Origin of the sequence: Rhizobacter sp. (genome assembly GCF_032229685.1) — a bacterium.
Taxonomy (GTDB): domain Bacteria; phylum Pseudomonadota; class Gammaproteobacteria; order Burkholderiales; family Burkholderiaceae_C; genus LMDS01.
The window spans coordinates 15,622-32,937 of the sequence record NZ_JAVTWP010000048.1 but is presented as its reverse complement, the minus strand read 5'-3'; the positions used below and the strand labels follow the sequence as shown (position 1 = coordinate 32,937).

Genomic DNA, 17,316 nt, shown 5'->3' with positions numbered 1-17,316 from the left:
CCATGAAGCGCATCGAATCCCGCATCGACACTTCGTCAGAGGCGTACAAGCGCAACCATGCCGCGATCAGCGCCATCGTCGACGACTTCCGCGCCCGCCAGGAGCAGGCGCGCCACCTGTGCCCGCCGCGCGACCTGAAGCGCCTGCGGTCGCAGAACAAGCTGCTGCCGCGCGAGCGGCTCGACCTGCTGCTCGATCCCGGCACGCCATTCCTCGAGTTCTCGTCGCTCGCCGCCTGCGGCCAGTACGACGACGAGGTCCCGGGCGCGAACGTCATCACCGGCCTGGGCGTGGTCAGCGGCCGCGAGGTGCTGATCCACTGCGACAACTCCGGCATCAAGGGCGGCGCCTGGTACACGCTGACACCGCGCAAGATCACCAGGCTGCTCGACATCGCGCTCGAGAACCGCCTGCCGGTGCTGCACCTGTGCGACAGCGCCGGTGCCTTCCTCGAAGAGCTGTCGGGCGTCTACATCGAAGGCGGGCGCGTGTTCCGCAACCAGTGCCTGCTGTCCAAGGCCAACGTGCCGCAGATTGCGATGGTGTTCGGCCACTGCACCGCCGGCGGCGCCTACATCCCGGCGCTGTGCGACTACAGCATCATCGTGCGCGGCGCCGGCGGCGTGTTCCTCGGCGGCCCGCCGCTGGTGAAGGCCGCCACCGGCGAGGAGCACACCGCCGACGAGATCGGCGGCGCCGATCTGCACACGCAGATCTCCGGCACGGTCGACTACCCCGCCGACAGCGAAGCCCACGCGATCGAGATCTGCCGCGAGCTCGTGGCCCAGCTCACGCCCGCGACGCGCAGCTTCCTGCCCGAGCGCGAGCCCGAGGTGCCCTACTACGACCCGGGCGAGATGCACGGCATCGTCAGCCCCGACCACAAGGTGCAGTTCGACCACCGCGAGCTGATTGCACGCATGGTCGACGGCAGCCGCTTCCACGAGTACCAGCCGGCCTACGGCACCACGCTCATCTGCGGCTACGCCTACCTGTGGGGCTACCGCATCGGCATCCTGGCCAACAACGGCGTGCTGTTCTCCGACAGTTCCAAGAAGGCGGCGCACTTCATCGCGCTGTGCAACCAGAACCGCACGCCGCTGCTGTTCCTGCAGAACACCACCGGCTACATGATCGGCCGCAACTACGAGATGGAAGGCATCACCAAGGACGGCGCCAAGATGCTGATGGCGCAGGCCGGCAGCGAGGTGCCCAAGTTCACCGTGATCACCAGCGCCGCGTTCGGCGCGGGCTACTACGGCATGTGCGGCCGGGCTTGGGACCCGCGCTTCATCTGGGCCTGGCCCAACATCCACATGGGTGTGATGGGCCCCGAGCAGGCCGCCAACACGCTCGCCGACGTGAAGATCGCGCAGCTGCGGCGCCACGGCCATCCCCCCGACGAGGCCGCGATGAAGATCCTGCGCGACCGCGTCTTTGAAAAGGCCGAGCGCGAATCGAACGCCTATTTCGCAACCTCGCGGCTGTGGGACGACGGCCTGCTGGCGCCAGTGGACACGCGCAATGCGCTGGGCATGGCGCTGTCGGCCGCCTCGCACGCACCGATCGCCGCGCCGAGCTACGGCATCTTTCGTTTCTGAACGGGCCGCTGGCGCCAAGTGTCAAAGTGAACCGCGGCGCTCTGCGCATCGACGCGACGCTCAGTAAACTCCCAAGGCCAGCCCCGCCGCGAAGGCGGCCCCCAGTTCCTCGCATCGCGCGAGTGCCGGAGCGTCGATCTGCTTCGCGCGCAGGATGTCCGCCGGTGCCTGGGCATGGGTGCAAACAATCACCGCCTCGACGATGCGCCGCAGCCGCCATCCGGTGGCGATGCGCTCGATCTGGCGGACGGCGTTGCTGCCGTCGCTGCCGGCGCAAATCAGGAGGGCGTAGGGTCGGCCGTTGATGCGGTCGAGCACGGCATAGTAGCTGCGGTCGAAGAAGTCCTTCAACATACCGGACATGGCGGCCAGACTCTCGGGCGTGGCGAAGATCAGGCCGTCGGCCGCCAGGACATCGTCGGGCCCGGCATCGCGCGCGTGCAGCAAACGGACGTCAACCGTGCCCTCGCTTCGCGCCCCGGACGCAGCCGCCTGCGCCATCTGCAACGTGCCGCCGGTCATCGTGTGGTACACGATGAGCAGCGACTTTCGCAGCGTGGTCACACAGTCATCGATTCGGGCAGCATGAAGGGCACGGTGATCACGCGGTCACCTCGAAACCATGGAAGCTGACAAACTCGTCCAAGCCGGCACGCTCGGTGATGAAGGCGTTCTCCGGTGCGTCCACGTCTTCGTGCCCGAGCGCGATGCCGCACAGCAGGATCTCGTTGTCGCCCATCGGCAGCTGCTCGCGGGCGATCTTGTGAAACCAGGCGAACGCGGCCTGGGCGCAGGTGTGCAGCCCCTGGGCGCGCGCCGCCACCAGGATGTTCTGGATAAACATGCCGACGTCCATGAAGCTGCCGGTGTTCAGGCGCCGGTCGAGCGTGACGATCAGCCCCACCGGCGCGTCGAAGAAGGTGTAGTTGCGCAGCATCTGGCGTTCGCGCGCAACCTTGTCGTCGCGCGCAATGTCGAGCGTCGCGTACAGCCCGAAGCCGCACCGGCGCCGACGTTCCAGGTAGGGCTCGAACCAGCTCGTCGGGTAGTAGGCGTACTCCGGCTGATGGCGGTCCGGGTCGCCGCTGGCGGCTTCGACGATGGCGTCGCAGAGCTTGTCGCGCCGCTCGCCGGCAACCACGTACACGCGCCAGGGCTGCACGTTGTTGCCGCTCGGCGCCCGCGCCGCCACGTTCAGGATGTGGCTCACCACCGCGGCGGGCACCGGGGTGGGCAGGAACCGCCGGACGGATTTACGGCTGCGGATCGCTTCGTCGACATGCATGGGCTTCTCCGGGGGTCATTGGTGCGCAGATCACGGGCCCGGCCCGGGGGGCGTCACCTCTGGACTGCGCTGATGGCTTCAGCTACTCTAGCGACATGGATTCTACCAAACGACCGTTCGACTGGCTTCCGACACCCGAGATCCTCGCGCAATCGAATCTCGGTGCCTTCATCCGCCGCACCGGCGAGCCCGATCTGCAGGCCCTGTCACGCCGCGCCGACGCCGACCCGGCGTGGCTGATGCAGCAGGTGTTCGAGTTCTGCGACTTCCGCTTCTACAAACCGTACGAGCAGATGCTCGACACTTCGCGCGGCATCGAGTGGGCGCGCTGGTGCGTCGGCGGCACGACCAACATCGTGCTCAACTGCATCGACCGGCACCGCGACACGCCGGCCTGGGAGCGCCCGTTTCTGGTCTGGGAGGGCGAAGACCAGCGCGCCCAGCGCAGCCTGAGCTACCGCGAGTTCGACGCCGAGGTCTGCCGGCTGGCCGGCGCGCTGCGGGCACTCGACGTGCAGCCGGGCGACCGCGTGGGGCTTTACATGCCGAACCTGCCGGAGACCTTCATCGCCTTCTTCGCGGTGATGAAGATCGGCGCCGTCGTCATGCCCTTGTTCTCGGGCTTCGGCCCGCAACCGCTGATCTCGCGCCTGAACGACGGCGAAGCCAAGGTCGTGCTGACGGTCGACGGCACCTGGCGCCGCGGCACACCGGGCGCGATGAAGTCGGTGCTCGACGAGGCGCTGAGCGAGGTGCCCAGTGTGCGCTCCGTGCTGGTGCTGCGCCACCTCGGCGACGCGCTGGATTGCCCGATGAAGCCCGACCGCGACCATGACTGGGCCACGGCCGTCGCGATCCAGCCCGCCGCATTGGCGACGATGGAGATGGCCGCCGACGACCCCGCCGTGCTGCTCTACACCTCGGGCACCACGGGCAAGCCCAAGGGCTGCGTCTGGACCCATGTGAGCTTCCTCGGCTCGATGGTCACGCGCGACATGCACATCTGCGCCGACTTCAAGCCCAGTGACCGCTTCTTCTTCATGAGCGACATGGGCTGGATGGTGGGCGCGATGTGCGCCTGCATCCCGAGCTTCTTCGGCGGCAGCCTGCTGGTCGCGGAAGGCACGCCCGACTTTCCGGACACCGGCCGCTTCTGGCGCCTGCTGCAGGACCACCGCGTCACCTACGTCGGCGTCGCGCCGACCTTGATCCGCGGCCTGATGCGCTACGGCGACGCCGAGGTCGAGCGCTTCGACCTGTCCGCGTTGCGGGTCGCCGTGTCGGGCGGCGAGGCCTGGACCGAGGCGCCCTGGCGCTGGTTCTTCGAGCATGTGTGCAAGAAGAAGCTGCCGTTCCTGAACATCGTCGGCGGCACCGAAGTGGGCGGCTGCAACTTCACGGGCACCGTGCATCACCCGCTGCGGCCGGGCTCGTTCGGCATGGGCGGGCTCGGCGTTGGCGCCGACATCGTCGACGAGGCCGGCCAGCCGGTGGCCGATGGGCAGGTCGGCGAGCTCGTGCTGCGCAACCCCAACATCGGCATCACGAAGAGCCTGTGGCGCGACGACGAACGTTATCTCGACAGCTACTGGCGCACCCTGCCCGGCATCTGGGTCCACGGCGACTTCGCGATGCGCGACGCCGACGGGCTCTACTACATCCTCGGCCGCAGCGACGACACGATCAAGATCTCGGGCAAGCGCACCGGACCGTCCGAGATCGAGACGCTGCTGACCGGCACCGGCAAGGTATCTGAAGCGGCGGTGATCGGCGTGCCTGACGAGATCAAGGGTTCGGCCATCGTCTGCGTCTGCGTGCCGATGCCGGGCGTGCCGGCCGACGCGGCGCTGGAGCAGGAACTGTCCGCCGCGGTCGTGCGCGGCATGGGCACGTCGTACCGGCCGCGGCAGGTGCTGCTCGTCACCGATCTGCCGAAGACGCGCAACATGAAGATCATGCGGCGCGTGGTGCGCTCGGTGTATCGCGGCGACAGCCCGGGAGACCTGTCGTCGCTGGTCAATCCGGAGACGGTCGTCGAACTGCGCGCGAAGCTGGCCTCGGACAACAAGGCCTGAGAGAAGCAACATGTGCAGCCTGGATCCCCTGTTCGAGAACAACCGCGCCTGGTCGGCAAGCTGCGCGGCGCGGGATCCCGAATACTTTGCGCGGCTTGCCCGGCAGCAAGCACCCCGGTACCTGTGGATCGGCTGCTCCGACAGCCGCGTGCCGGCCAACGAGATCGTCGGGTTGCGCCCGGGCGAGGTCTTCGTGCACCGCAATGTCGGCAATCTGGTGGTGCACTCCGACCTCAATTGCCTGACCGTGCTGCACTACGCCGTCGAGGTGCTGAAGGTCGAACACGTGCTCGTGGTAGGGCATTACGGGTGTGGTGGTGTGCAGGCCGTGCTCGACGGCCGCCGCACCGGCCTGGCTGACAACTGGCTGCGCCACCTGGAGGATGTGGCGCGCAAGCACGCGCCGCGGCTCGACGGCGTCGACGATGCGAACGAACGGGCGGCGCTGCTGTGCGAGCTCAACGTGATCGAGCAGGTCAGCAACGTCTGCCGCACCACCGTGCTGCGCCGCGCCTGGGAGCGCGGTCAGGCCGTCGAGGTGCACGGACTGGTGTATGGCCTGAACGACGGCCTGTTGCGGCGGGTCGGCCCGAGCGTCGGCGGCATCGACGCTCGAGATTCCGGTTACGTCGATGCGCTGTCCACGCTCGGGGTGCCCTGACAAGGTGGCCGAAGGGCGCGCTGGCGCGAAAGGCGCGACAAGATGATCCGACTCGAAGTGACCGACGGCATTGCCGAGATCCTGCTCGACAACCCGCCGGTGAACGCCCTCACCGACGCCTTGCTGGATGCGCTGATGGCCGCCCTGCGCGAGGCCGGCGCCAACCCGCACGTGCGCGCCATCGTGCTGGGCAGCGCGATCCCCGGCCGCTTCTGTGCCGGGCTCGACCTGCCACGCTTCAAGGACAGTTCGCCCGCCGCGGTGCACGCGACCGTGGGCCGGCTGTATTCGCAATTGTTCGAGCTGCAGTCCGGCCTGCCCAAGCCGACGATCGCCGCGATCAGCGGCGCGGTGCGCGGCGGCGGCATGTCGGTGGCCATTACCTGCGACATGCTGGTCGCCGCCGACGATGCCAGCTTCGGCTACCCCGAGCTCGAAGTCGGATTGCTGCCCGCGATCCACTACACCCATCTGCCGCGGATCGTCGGGCGCTACCGCGCCTTCGACCTGCTGTTCACCGGCCGCGTCTTCGATGCCCGCGAAGCGATGGCGCTCGGCCTCGTCGGGCGCATCGCGCCGCCCGATCTCGTGCTGAGTGAAGCACACAAGCTGGCCCGCGTCTTCGCGGCCAAGTCGCCGACGCTGATGAGGCTCGGCAAGGCCGCCTTCGGGCGCGCCACGGACAACGGCTACCGGCAAGGCGCGGCCCATGCGGTCGACCTCATATCGACGGTTTTCGGCACCGATGACTGCCGCGAAGGGCTCACCGCATTCACCGAAAAGCGTGCTCCGACATGGGATCGCGACTGACGTAATGCAGACCGAGTCGAACTGTCAAACAAACGTTTGGTCAACGGCGCTAAAATTCCACTTCGGCACGAGCCAGAACACGGAGAAAAGTTTTGCCCAAAGACCTGCCAGCTGCCCGCCGCACGCCAGAGCGTGAGTTCGTGATCATCGGCGCCGGCATGTGCGGCCTGTACCAGTTGCACAAGCTGTTGCAGCTCGGTGCCGACGTCACGGTGCTCGAACGCGGCGACGACGTCGGCGGCACCTGGTACTGGAACCGCTACCCCGGCTGTCGTTTCGATTCGGAGAGCTACACCTACGGCTACGCGTTCTCGAAGGAGCTGCTGGCCGAGTGGGACTGGACAGAACACTTCTCGCCGCAGCCGGAAAACCTTCGCTACGTGAACCACGTGGTCGAGAAGTTCGATCTGCGCCGGCACGTCCAGTTCGGCTGCTCGCTCGAGCGCGCGACCTTCGACGAGCACAACGAGCTGTGGACGCTCGAGCTGGCCGGCGGGCGCACCCTGACGTGCCGCTTCCTGCTCACCGCGATCGGACTGCTTTCCGCACCCACGATGCCGCGCCTGAAGGGCATGGACAGCTTCCGCGGGCCGTCGTTCCACACCTATCACTGGCCCAAGGAGCCGGTGGACCTGGCGGGCAAGCGGGTGGCGGTCATCGGCACGGGCGCCACCGGCGTGCAGCTGATCGGCGCGATCGCCGACAAGGTGGGCGAGCTCACGGTGTTCCAGCGCCGGCCGAACTGGTGCGCGCCGCTGCACAACGCGCCGATCCCGCCGGCCGAGATGGCTGACATCCGAGCCCGGTACGACGAGATCTTCAGGAAGTGCGACCTGACCCCGGGCGGCTTCATCCATGGGCCGGACCGGCGCCGGGTGGCCGAAGTGCCGCGTGAAGAACGCCTGGCATTCTGGGAGCGTCTGTATGCCACGCCGGGCTTCGCGATCTGGCTCGGCAACTTCCGCGACGTGCTGATGGACGAGGCCGCCAATGCCGAGTTCTCGGCCTTCGTGGCCGAGAAGATCCGCCAGCGCGTGAAAGACCCGGTGCTGGCCGAGAAGCTGATCCCCAAGGACCACGGTTTCGGCGTGCAGCGCGTGCCGATGGAGACGCGCTACTACGAGGCCTACAACCGCCCCAACGTGCACCTGGTGAGCATCGGTGACACCCCGATCGAATGCATCACGCCCACCGGCATCCGCACCAGCGAACGCGAGTACGAGTTCGACCTGATCGTCTACGCCACCGGCTTCGATGCGGTGACCGGCGCCTTCGACAACATCGACTTCGTCGGCGTGAACGGTGAGCGCCTGCGCGACAAATGGCGCGACGGGCCGGTCAACTACCTGGGCCTGCAGGCCGCCGGGTTCCCCAACCTCTTCATGCTGGCGGGGCCGCAGAGCGCATCGCTGTCAACGAACTTTCCGCGTGGCATCGAGACGGTGGTCGACTGGGCGAGCTCGCTGTTCGAGCATGTCGTGCAGCAGGCGATCACGCGCGTCGAGCCGACCGTGGAAGCCGAGACACTGTGGACCGAGCATGTGAAGGAGCTGTACCAGGGCCTGCTGCTGCGCAAGGCGAAGTCATGGTTCACCGGCTACAACTCCAACCTCGAAGGGCACGACAAGATCCGCTACCTCATCTACAACGGCGGCGCACCGCGCTATCGCCAGCGGCTTGCCGAAGTCGCCGCGCAAGGCTATGAAGGGTTTCGCCTTTCGTGATCGGCGGCGGCTGTCAACCGACCCGCCGGATCGACACCACGGGTTCGGCGCCGTGTTCGAGGTCGACGGTCACGAACGTGCCGGAGTGCTCTGAAAGCCGCTCCGGCGCCCCGCAGTAGTAGGCCACGGTGGCGCCCCTCGACACATTGCGCAGGCCGTGGTGGTGGCCGAGCGCCACGTAATCACGCCCACTCGCTTCGATCTGATCGGCCCGGATCGGCGATGAACGCCCGCTGTGATAGCCGTCCTCGACGAAGATGCCGTGCCCCATCGCGAGGTTCCACCAACCGTCATGAATGTCGGGCATGTCGGCCAGAGGGCGGAAGTCCGGCGAATGAACGGCCATGCCCTTGCCCCAGGCGCTGATCTTCAATTCCGGCAGTTCGAGCGTCTCGCCCTGCGGGCTCATGACCATCTGCACGTTGGCGATCCGGTTGAAATCGTGGCGTCGGTAAATTCCGTCGTCTTCCAGGCAGTCATGGTTGCCCGGAATCATCAGCACGGGGAGCGGCAGACGGTCCAGCGCCTCCATGGCCCAGACGATGGTGTCATCGGAGGCGCGGTTGGAGTCGAACAGGTCGCCGACGATCAGCAAGGCATCGGGGCGCTGTTCGATGACATTGTCGAGCAGCGTTCGAAACCGGTCGCGGCAGCGGTCACGCCGGTCGATGCGGTCTTCTCCGCCGTGGTAGTCGGTATCCAGATGGATGTCAGAGACATGGGCAAGACGGACTTTGGTGCGCATGGCGGCAATCGAGCGGGTCAGGAAAGCGATGGTCCGAACAGGAAGCGCCGAACGCTGTCGGCGAACGCGTCGGGCTGGTCGGTGAACAGGGCGTGCCCGGCGCGCTCGATGCGTTCGACGCTGCAGCGCGGCATCGTCGCGGCCATGCGCTCGGCCAACGCCGGCGTCACGACGCGACTGTGGCTGCCGAATTGCAGCAAGGTCGGGGTCGGGATGGCGCCCACCATGCCCCACAGATCCATCGACGCGGGAACAGGCCGCCGGTGCTGCGACAAGGCCGGGTCGTACTTCCAGGTGTAGGCGCCGGTGTCGGTCCTGCGCACGCCTTGGGCCACGCTTTCCGCGACCACGTCGGGCGGTGCCATGGCCATGATCCGGCGCAGATAGGCCGTCGCGGATTCGACGGAATCGAAATCCTGCGGCGGCGGCGTTTCAGAGATGCGGGACAGGTCGGTGCCCGGCGCCACCTCGGGCAGGCCGGCCGTGATGTCCACGAGCACAAGGCGCTCCAGATCCTCGGGGTGGCGGTGCGCATACACCATCGACACCAGCCCACCCAGCGAGTGGCCGATCAGCGTGAAGCGGGTCAAGCCCCGCTGCGTGACCACCGCACGCAGGTCGCGGTAGAAATCCTCGAGCTGATAGCTGTCCGCGCCACCCCAGCCGCTGTCGCCGTGACCCCGCTGGTCCAGCGCCAGGATGTGGAGCTGGTCGCTGAAGCGGCGCGCGAAATTGTTCCAGACATGGGCGTGCAGACGGATGCCGTGCACCAGGATCACCGGATGCCCGCCGTGGTTGCCCCAATCCAGGTGATGCAAGTTCAGATCGTCGTGGACGACGAAACGGCTTTGCGCCGGGACGGGTGGGGTCATGGCGCCCTTCACGTCGACTGCCCTGGCACAGGGCCATTCATCGCTTCATCGATCAGCCGCGCGACGAGCGCCGGATCTTCCATCGGCAACATGTGGGTCTTGTCGGTCAGGTTGAGGTCGCGGCCGTGGCGAAACTCCTGGGCCAGCCCGGGCCACGTCGGCGACCCCAGCGGATCCCAAGGCAGGATGCTCGGATCGCCCGAGCCGGCGCGCACCACGAGCACCGGGATCTGCAGCGCACGGATGCTGGCGTAGATGCCCAGGTTCTGCTGCGCCAGCGGATAGACCTTGCCTTCGAAGGCCGGATCGCAGGCGAGCTGGAAGCCGCTGCCGCCGTCGGCCGGGCGCAGGCCATGATCGCAGTAGTCGCGCAGGGCCTGACGATCGAACACGTGGTACGGCGGCCGCTCGACGAACCGGTCGAACATCGCCTGGGCAGAGTCGAAGCGGTTCTTGCGCGCGGCCGCCGGATGCAGCGCGCCGGACGGCGGCAAGGGCCGGTGGTACTCGGCCGGCGCGAAGATCGTCGGATCGATCAGCACCAGCCGCGCGAACCGGCCCGGCTGGTAGGCGGCCGCCTGCACCAGCGCATGGGCGCCCAGGCTGTGGCCGACGCCCACCGCGTCTTGCGCGTCGAGCGCGACGGCGAGCGCGGCCAGGTCGTGGCCGAAGTCCGCCCAGCCGTCGAAGTCCGCCGCCTCGCTGCGGCCATGGCCGCGCTGCTCGGCCGCGATCACATGGCGGCCCGGCAGCCGGTGGACGACTTGGTCCCACACGCGGCCATGAAAGCCGGTGGCATGCACCAGCCACACGCTGGGCCCTTGACGGCGCCGCTCGGGGCGCCACTCGAACCAGGCCTGGCCAATGCCGTTCGCGACGGTGCGATGCAGGCGCGGCGCGTCGGTCATCGTCGTGGGCGCGGTCAGATCACGGCCGCCAGGCGACTGGCCTGGTCGATGGCGCGCTTCGCGTCGAGCTCGACCGCCTCGAAAGCGCCGCCCACCAGATGCGTGCGCACCCCGCTGGCCTGCAGCGCGTCGTACACGCTGCGCAGCGGCGTCTGACCGGCGCAGACGATGACGCTGTCGGCCTCGAACAGCCGAGGCTCGCCGCCCACCCGCGTGTGCAGGCCGGCGTCGTCGATCTTCAGGTACTCGACCCCGCCCACCATTTGCACGCCGCGCCGGCCCAGGCTCATGCGGTGCGTCCAGCCGGTGGTGCGGCCCAGCGTCTTGCCGAGCGCGTCGGGCTTGCGCTGCAGCAGAGCGACCGTGCGCTCCGACTTTTCAACCTGCGGCAACACGCCGGTGACGCCGCCGCGGGGGTGGTTGTCGAAGTCGATGCCCCATTCGCGCGCGAACACGGCCACGTCGAGCGACGCGGAAATGCCAGCGTGCGAGACCAGCGTCGCAACGTCGAAGCCGATGCCGCCCGCGCCGATGATCGCGACGTGCCGGCCCACCGGCTTGCGGCCCAGGATCACGTCGACGTACGGCAGCACCATCGGATGATCAATGCCCGGAATGTCGGGCCGGCGCGGCGTGATGCCGGTGGCGACGATCACGTCGTCGAACCCTTCGGCGCGCAGCAACGCGGCGTCGGCCGCGGTGTTCAGGCGCAGTGCGATGCCGAGCTTGTCGATCATGCGGCGGTAGTAGCGCAGCGTCTCGGCGAACTCTTCTTTGCCGGGGATGCGGCGCGCCAGGTTGAACTGGCCGCCGATCTCGGCACCGGCCTCGAACAGCGTGACATGGTGGCCGCGCTCGGCCGCCACCGTGGCGGCGGCCAGGCCGGCCGGCCCGGCGCCGATGACTGCGATGCGCTTGGGCGCCGCTGCGGGCCGATAGTTCAGCTGGGTCTCGTTGCACGCCCGCGGGTTGACCAGGCAGGTCACCTGCTGGCGCCCGCCGAAGTAGTGGTCCAGGCAGGCCTGGTTGCAGGCGATGCAGGTGTTGATCTCGTCCTCGCGGCCCTCGGCGGTCTTCAGCACGAACTGCGAGTCGGCCAGCATCGGCCGCGCCATCGACACCAGGTCGGCGTCGCCGCGCGCGAGCACCTGCTCGGCCACCGCCGGCATGTTGATCCGGTTGCTGGTGATGACCGGCACGCTGACGGCCTGGCGCAGCCGGCCGGTGACCTGCGAGAACGCCGCGCGCGGCACCATCGTGGCGATGGTCGGCACCGGCGCCTCGTGCCAGCAGAAATGGGTGCTGATGATGCTGACGCCCGCCGCTTGCAGGCCCTGCGCGAGCGAGGTGATCTCGTCCCAGGCCAGGCCGCCGTCGAGCATGTCCATCGCCGGGACGCGGAAGATCACGATGAAGCGCTCGCCGACCGCGGCGCGCACCCGGCGCACCACCTCGAGCGCGAAGCGCATGCGGTTCTCCCACGGCCCGCCCCATTGATCCGTGCGCAGGTTGGTCTTGCGCACCATGAAGGCGCTGATCAGGTAGCCGGCCGAGCCGATGATCTCGACGCCGTCGTAGCCGGCCGATTGCGCCAGCGCCGCGCAGTGGGCGAAATCGCTGAGCTGCTTCTCGATGCCCGCTTCGTCGAGCTCGCTGGGCGTGTAGCGGCCGATGCGCGACTTGACCGCCGACGGCGCGACGCAGGCCGGCGTGTCGGCCAGCGCGCCGGTGTGCAGGATCTGCAAACAGATCTTCACGTCGGGGTCGGCCGCGTGCACCGCGCGCGTGATCAGGCGGTGCTGCTCGGCCTGCTCGGGGCTGGCCAGCTTGCTGTCCAGCCCGCCCTCGTCGTTGGGCGGGAAGCCGCCGGTGATGATCATGCCGACGCCGCCGCGCGCGCGCTCCGCGAAATACTCGGCCATGCGCGGGAATCCGCCCGGCGTTTCTTCCAGCCCGGTGTGCATCGAGCCCATCAGGATGCGGTTCTTCAGCCGCGTGTGGCCCAGCTCGAGCGGGGCGAAAACATGGGGGTAGCGCGTGGTGCCGTTCATCGCGGAGCCTGTTGGTGGTGTGAGCGGACTATGCGCCGCCATGGCCGGCGCGTTGACCGCGCAGCCAGGACGAAAGATAGCCGCGGATGTACTGCGGCGGGTGAGCCACCTCGCCGCCGAGCTCGGCAGCGGCACGCCAGGGCCAGTGCGGGTCGTGCAGCATGCCGCGCGCGATGGCGGCCATGTCGCACTGGCCTGTGGCGATCGCTTGGTTTGCATGGACCGGATCGAACAGCATGCCCACGCCCATCACCGGCAGGCCGGCGGCCACGCGCACCGCAGCCGCCAGCGGCAGTTGATAACCTTCGCCGAGCGGGATCTTCTGCTGCAACGACATGCCGCCGCTCGACACGGTGATGAAGTCGCAGCCGCGCGCCTTCAGTTCGCGCGCGAATGCGCACGAGTCGTCGAGTGTCCAGCCACCGTCGACCCAGTCGGTCGCCGAGATGCGCACACCCAGCGGCCGCTCGCGCGGCCACTCGGCGCGCACCGCGTCGAACACCTCCAGCGGGAAGCGCATGCGATGGTCCAGGCTGCCGCCATGCGCGTCGCTGCGCTGGTTGCTCAGCGGCGACAGAAAGCTGTGCAGCAGGTAGCCGTGGGCGGCGTGCAGCTCGACCAGCTCGAAGCCGAGGCGCGCCGCGCGCCGGGTGGCTTGCACGAAGGCATCGCACACCGTCTTCATACCCTGCGCGTCGAGGGCCTCGGGTCGCGGCCAGCCAGCATCGAACGCGAGCGCCGACGCGGCGACGGTGGGCCAAGGATCATCGCCCGCCTTGAGCGCGTCGCCACGCTCTTCCCAGGGCCGGTGCGCCGAGCCCTTGCGGCCCGAGTGCGCGAGCTGGATGCCGAGGCGGGCGTTGCCGTGGCGGCGGAAGAAGTCGACCACGCGCACCAGCGCGGCTTCGTTCTCGTCGGAGTACAGCCCCAGGCAACCGTGCGTGATGCGGCCGCGACGCTCGACATGCGTGGCCTCCACGACCACCAGCCCGGCGCCCGAGACGGCGTATTGGCCCAGATGCACGAGGTGCCAGTCGGTGGCACAACCGTCGACCGCGCTGTACTGGCACATGGGCGAGACGACGATGCGGTTCGGCAGTTCGATCTCGCGCAGCCGCAGCGGGCTCAGCAAAGCGTGAACGTTCATGGGATCGTGTTCCTCAGGCATCGTGGATCGTGTTGCCGACTTGTCGCAGCACCTGCGATCGCACCAGCTCCTGCGTGAGCTGCCCGATCCAGTCGCCCACCGGCGCCGACGCGGCGAAGCGTTGGTGAATCGTCTGGAAGTGGCGCGTGCCGGCGGCCCATGCGACCAACTCGGCGACCGGCATCCGTCTGCTGTCCAGCAGCTTGAATTTCAGCATCACCTTGGCGGCGTGGCGGGCGTGCCGCTCCGGGTTCTCGATGAACGCATCGAGGCGCGCGCGCGCCCGGCCCAGAACCTCGGGCACGAAGGCGAACACCCGACCATGGCCGGGAACGACCCAATGAGGATCGAGTTGCTCGATCAGGTCGAGGGTCGAACCCACCTCGTCGAAGGCCGCCCGGCCTTCGAGCTCTTCGAAGACCACGCCGAAACCGTTTTCCCACAAGGCATCGGCCGAGATCAGCGTGCGCGACCGAGGCTCGAACAGAATGACCGACTCGGGATCGTGGCCGGGCGCGGCGTGGACCTGCCACATCGTGTCGGCCAGGTCGATCTCGGTGCCGGGCAGCACGTGGCCGTCGAATCCGAAGCGCGGGCAGAGTTGCCCGGTCGGGGCGTAGCCAAGGGCGACCGGATCCCAGTGCGTGACCGCGCTCGACAGGCCGGGCGGAATCAGCGTCCGCACTGCCGGATACAGCTGCTGGAGCGCGGCGTTGCCACCGCAGCGGTCACTGTGCAGATGGGTGTTGACGAGCCGGTCCAGCGTGCGCCCGCGCAACGCCGCAGCGACCAGCGCCGTGGTCTGTGGCGCATGCGTGCAGTAGCCGCTGTCGACGAGGGTGCTGGATCGCGCGCCGAGGAAGAGCGTGCTGTTGCTCGACAGCCAGCCGCGCTCGATGACTTGCATGCCGTTCGGAAACCGAATGTCGGTCATGCGCCGCCCTCGTTCGTCACCCGTGCCTCAGCGCCCCTTCCACACCGGCTTGCGCTTCTCGGCAAAGGCACGCGGGCCCTCTTGCGCGTCCTCGCTGGCATACGCGGCGCGATAGATGTTCTGCGCCAGTGCCATGCCGGCATCGCAGCCAGCGCTCATGGCGGTCATGATCGATTCCTTGCCGGCCATCACTGACAGCGGTGCGTTGTCGCGGATGCGTTCCGCCAGCGACTGGGCGCGCGCGCGCACCGCGTCGGGCGTGTCTTCGAGGTAGTTGATGAAGCCGAGCTGGTGGAAGGTGTCGATCGGGTACAGCTCGCCGGTCAGCACCATCTCCATCAGCAGCGGCTGCGGCAGCATCCACAGCAGCGGGATCGCCCACGGGCTGCCGCGCCCGGCGATGCGCGTTTCGGTGATGCCCACCTGCGTGCCCTTCAGACCCACGCGCAGGTCGGAGTTCAGGCTCAGCATCATGCCGCCGGCGATCAGGTGCCCGGTCATCGCCGCGATGATGGGCTTGGCGACGCGGCGCTGGCGGCCGTGGAACGGGTCTTTCATCTTGGTCAGGATGTCGACGCCCTCCTCCTTCTTCACGCGCGCTGCTTCGCGCAGGTCCAGCCCGGCGCAGAAGGTGCCGCAGTCGGCCGAGGTCAGGATGGCCACGCGCACGTTCTTGTCGGCGTCGACCTCGCCCCAGCAGTCGTGCAGTCGGTTCGCTGCCGCAGGCGACAGCGCGTTGCGGATTTCGGGGCGGTTGATCTTGACGGTGGCGATGCCGTCGCGCACCTCGTAGATCACGGTGTCTGCGTCGTTCATGGGTTGTCTTTCTGTCGCGAGAGGGTTGATTCAGGCTGCGGGTTCGTGCTTGCGGCGCCATGCCGGCGCGCGCTTCTCGAAGAAGCTCTTCAGGCCCTCGCTCGCTTCTTCGGTCTCCCAGAAATCGGCCAGGCGGTCCACCGTGTAGATCAGGTTGTCCGCGGGGTCGTGGGCCAGGACGAACTGCACCAGCTTCTTGGTCATCTGCACCGCGCCCGGCGCGCAAGCCAGCGCCAGGTCGATCTCGGCGTTGACGGCGGTATCGAGTTCGGCCACGCTGACCACTTCGTGCACCAGGCCGTAGCGTTGCGCCTCGGCGGCCGACATGATCTTGCCGTTCAGGAACACGCGCCGCGCGTAGCTCGGGCCGAGCTTGGCCGCGACATAGGGCGAGATGGTCGCCGGCACCAGGCCCAGGCGCACCTCGCTGAGCGAGATGCGCGCGCTGTCCACGGCCACCGCGACATCGCAGATGGCGATCAGGCCGACGCCGCCGCCGTAAGCCGAGCCGTTGATGCGGCCGATGATCGGGCGGCCGAAGCTGTCGAGTCGGGCCAGGATCCTGGCCAGCGGCACGCCGCTGCGGATGCGGCTGGCGCGGTCCTGGTCGCCCTGGCTCTGCTGCCAGCGGAAGTCGCCGCCGGCGCAGAAGTTCTCGCCATCGCCGCTCAGCACCACGACGCGCGCTGCGGGGTTGGCCTCGATGAGGTCGAGCGCCTCGCCGATCTCCTGGAACATCGTCGGGTTCAGCGCGTTGTGAACATCGGCCCGCGCCAGCGTGAGGCGCGCGACACCGGCCGCATCGAACACGAGCCGGATGGTCTCGAAGTCTTTCATGGATTCATGGCCTTTCGTTGCTGAAGACTGGGCGCCTCACCCGCGCGCGACCTTCCAGGCCGCCGGGCGCTTGGCGAGGAATGCGGCGATGCCTTCGCCGGCGTTCTCGGTCTCCCAGGCGTCGGCCAGCGCAGCCGCGGTGTAGTCCATGCAGTCGCGCGGCGGGCGGCCGATCACGTCGTTGAACAGCTTCTTCGTCGAGGCGATTGAGCCGGCCGGAATCGCCATGATCAGCGCGAGTTCTTCCTCGACCGCGCGGTCCAGTTCCTCGGGCGCGGCGACGCGATCGACCAGGCCGATGCGCTCGGCCTGAGCCGCGTCGATGAACTGCGCCGTGAGCGCGTAGCGGCGCGAGCGCGCCAGGCCGATGCGGCGCGCGACATACGGGCTGATGTTCGCCGGCAGGAGGCCCAGGCGCGCCTCGGTCAGCGAGAAGCGCGCGGCGGTCGAGGCCACCCCGACGTCGCAGATGCAGGTCATGCCGAAGCCGCCGCCGGTGGCCGCGCCGTTGATGCGGCCGACGACGACCTTGGGCAGGTTGTCGAATTCGTAGAACAACTCCGCCAGGACCTTCGATTCCGCGATGCGCTCCGAGCGGCTCTGCTTGAGCACGCTTTGCATCCAGTTCAGGTCGCCGCCGGCGCAGAAGGACTTGCCCTCGCCGGTCAGCACCACCGCGCGCAGCTTGTCGTTGGCGGCGATGACGCGCAACGCATGGCGCAGCTCCTGCACCAGCCCCATGCTCATCGCGTTCTGGATGTCGGGGCGCGCCAGCGTCAGCCGCGCAACGTAGTCGCCATCCATTTCCAGCCTGATCGATTCGTACTTCAACGTCGTCTCCTTGTTGTCA

At 68.3% G+C, this 17,316-nt stretch carries 16 protein-coding genes; 5 read left to right on the top strand and 11 right to left on the bottom strand.

Translation table 11 applies throughout. The features are described 5' to 3' along the window. Positions 1-2 precede the first annotated feature (2 nt). On the top strand, positions 3-1,601 hold the full coding sequence (locus AC30PD_RS23720; protein ID WP_489538172.1) for an acyl-CoA carboxylase subunit beta: 1,599 nt from the start codon (positions 3-5) through the stop codon (positions 1,599-1,601). A gap of 60 nt (positions 1,602-1,661) precedes the next feature. On the opposite strand, the gene AC30PD_RS23715 is transcribed toward AC30PD_RS23720, so the two are convergent. Continuing rightward, positions 1,662-2,156: a flavodoxin family protein gene (locus AC30PD_RS23715; RefSeq protein ID WP_489538259.1), complete on the bottom strand. Its 495-nt coding sequence runs from the start codon at positions 2,154-2,156 to the stop codon at positions 1,662-1,664. A 46-nt stretch (positions 2,157-2,202) separates the two neighbouring features. Next, positions 2,203-2,886 (bottom strand): nitroreductase, encoded by a 684-nt coding sequence (locus AC30PD_RS23710; RefSeq protein WP_448169614.1) that lies wholly within the window; start codon positions 2,884-2,886, stop codon positions 2,203-2,205. Between the two features lie 95 nt (positions 2,887-2,981). On the opposite strand from AC30PD_RS23710, the gene AC30PD_RS23705 reads away from it, so the two are divergent. The 4 genes from AC30PD_RS23705 to AC30PD_RS23690 all read left to right on the top strand — a co-directional run bounded on the left by AC30PD_RS23705 (position 2,982) and on the right by AC30PD_RS23690 (position 8,156). Further along, positions 2,982-4,961: an AMP-binding protein gene (locus AC30PD_RS23705; protein WP_489538171.1), complete on the top strand. Its 1,980-nt coding sequence runs from the start codon at positions 2,982-2,984 to the stop codon at positions 4,959-4,961. A gap of 10 nt (positions 4,962-4,971) precedes the next feature. Next, positions 4,972-5,622, top strand: a complete 651-nt coding sequence (can, locus tag AC30PD_RS23700) for a carbonate dehydratase (protein ID WP_489538170.1) — start codon at positions 4,972-4,974, stop codon at positions 5,620-5,622. 42 nt (positions 5,623-5,664) lie between these two features. Continuing rightward, positions 5,665-6,432: an enoyl-CoA hydratase/isomerase family protein gene (locus AC30PD_RS23695; RefSeq protein WP_489538169.1), complete on the top strand. Its 768-nt coding sequence runs from the start codon at positions 5,665-5,667 to the stop codon at positions 6,430-6,432. A 92-nt stretch (positions 6,433-6,524) separates the two neighbouring features. Next, positions 6,525-8,156 carry a flavin-containing monooxygenase gene (locus AC30PD_RS23690; protein WP_489538168.1) on the top strand — a complete coding sequence of 544 codons (1,632 nt, stop codon included), beginning with the start codon at positions 6,525-6,527 and terminating at the stop codon, positions 8,154-8,156. A 13-nt stretch (positions 8,157-8,169) separates the two neighbouring features. Here the strand turns inward: AC30PD_RS23690 and AC30PD_RS23685 are convergent, their stop codons facing one another. From AC30PD_RS23685 to AC30PD_RS23645, 9 genes are read right to left on the bottom strand one after another with little or no spacing between them, the layout of a single operon-like run. After that, on the bottom strand, positions 8,170-8,901 hold the full coding sequence (locus tag AC30PD_RS23685; RefSeq protein ID WP_489538167.1) for a metallophosphoesterase family protein: 732 nt from the start codon (positions 8,899-8,901) through the stop codon (positions 8,170-8,172). A gap of 17 nt (positions 8,902-8,918) precedes the next feature. Further along, positions 8,919-9,773, bottom strand: a complete 855-nt coding sequence (locus tag AC30PD_RS23680) for an alpha/beta fold hydrolase (protein WP_489538166.1) — start codon at positions 9,771-9,773, stop codon at positions 8,919-8,921. An 8-nt stretch (positions 9,774-9,781) separates the two neighbouring features. Then, a complete protein-coding gene (locus AC30PD_RS23675; RefSeq protein ID WP_489538165.1) occupies positions 9,782-10,681 on the bottom strand; it encodes an alpha/beta fold hydrolase in 900 nt (299 codons plus the stop codon). A 14-nt stretch (positions 10,682-10,695) separates the two neighbouring features. Continuing rightward, positions 10,696-12,732, bottom strand: a complete 2,037-nt coding sequence (locus AC30PD_RS23670) for an oxidoreductase (protein ID WP_489538164.1) — start codon at positions 12,730-12,732, stop codon at positions 10,696-10,698. 28 nt (positions 12,733-12,760) lie between these two features. Further along, entirely contained in the window at positions 12,761-13,879 is a 1,119-nt protein-coding gene (locus AC30PD_RS23665; protein ID WP_489538163.1) for an NADH:flavin oxidoreductase/NADH oxidase, read from the bottom strand. Between the two features lie 13 nt (positions 13,880-13,892). Next, a complete protein-coding gene (locus AC30PD_RS23660; RefSeq protein WP_489538162.1) occupies positions 13,893-14,813 on the bottom strand; it encodes an MBL fold metallo-hydrolase in 921 nt (306 codons plus the stop codon). A gap of 27 nt (positions 14,814-14,840) precedes the next feature. Then, positions 14,841-15,629: an enoyl-CoA hydratase/isomerase family protein gene (locus tag AC30PD_RS23655; protein WP_489538161.1), complete on the bottom strand. Its 789-nt coding sequence runs from the start codon at positions 15,627-15,629 to the stop codon at positions 14,841-14,843. 30 nt (positions 15,630-15,659) lie between these two features. Continuing rightward, the gene (locus AC30PD_RS23650) at positions 15,660-16,466 is read right to left on the bottom strand and encodes an enoyl-CoA hydratase-related protein (RefSeq protein ID WP_489538160.1); all 807 of its coding nucleotides are present in this window, start codon (positions 16,464-16,466) and stop codon (positions 15,660-15,662) included. A gap of 36 nt (positions 16,467-16,502) precedes the next feature. Then, positions 16,503-17,297, bottom strand: coding sequence for an enoyl-CoA hydratase-related protein (locus AC30PD_RS23645; RefSeq protein ID WP_489538159.1), 795 nt, complete (start codon positions 17,295-17,297; stop codon positions 16,503-16,505). Positions 17,298-17,316 lie beyond the last annotated feature (19 nt).

Bases quoted from the DNA above. Each gene is read 5' to 3' on its own strand.
- AC30PD_RS23720 (WP_489538172.1), top strand. From the start codon at position 3: ATGAAGCGCATCGAATCCCGCATCGACACTTCGTCAGAGGCGTACAAG.
- AC30PD_RS23710 (WP_448169614.1), bottom strand. From the start codon at position 2,886: ATGCATGTCGACGAAGCGATCCGCAGCCGTAAATCCGTCCGGCGGTTC.
- AC30PD_RS23705 (WP_489538171.1), top strand. From the start codon at position 2,982: ATGGATTCTACCAAACGACCGTTCGACTGGCTTCCGACACCCGAGATC.
- can (WP_489538170.1), top strand. From the start codon at position 4,972: ATGTGCAGCCTGGATCCCCTGTTCGAGAACAACCGCGCCTGGTCGGCA.
- AC30PD_RS23695 (WP_489538169.1), top strand. From the start codon at position 5,665: ATGATCCGACTCGAAGTGACCGACGGCATTGCCGAGATCCTGCTCGAC.
- AC30PD_RS23685 (WP_489538167.1), bottom strand. From the start codon at position 8,901: ATGCGCACCAAAGTCCGTCTTGCCCATGTCTCTGACATCCATCTGGAT.
- AC30PD_RS23680 (WP_489538166.1), bottom strand. From the start codon at position 9,773: ATGACCCCACCCGTCCCGGCGCAAAGCCGTTTCGTCGTCCACGACGAT.
- AC30PD_RS23675 (WP_489538165.1), bottom strand. From the start codon at position 10,681: ATGACCGACGCGCCGCGCCTGCATCGCACCGTCGCGAACGGCATTGGC.
- AC30PD_RS23670 (WP_489538164.1), bottom strand. From the start codon at position 12,732: ATGAACGGCACCACGCGCTACCCCCATGTTTTCGCCCCGCTCGAGCTG.
- AC30PD_RS23665 (WP_489538163.1), bottom strand. From the start codon at position 13,879: ATGAACGTTCACGCTTTGCTGAGCCCGCTGCGGCTGCGCGAGATCGAA.
- AC30PD_RS23660 (WP_489538162.1), bottom strand. From the start codon at position 14,813: ATGACCGACATTCGGTTTCCGAACGGCATGCAAGTCATCGAGCGCGGC.
- AC30PD_RS23655 (WP_489538161.1), bottom strand. From the start codon at position 15,629: ATGAACGACGCAGACACCGTGATCTACGAGGTGCGCGACGGCATCGCC.
- AC30PD_RS23650 (WP_489538160.1), bottom strand. From the start codon at position 16,466: ATGAAAGACTTCGAGACCATCCGGCTCGTGTTCGATGCGGCCGGTGTC.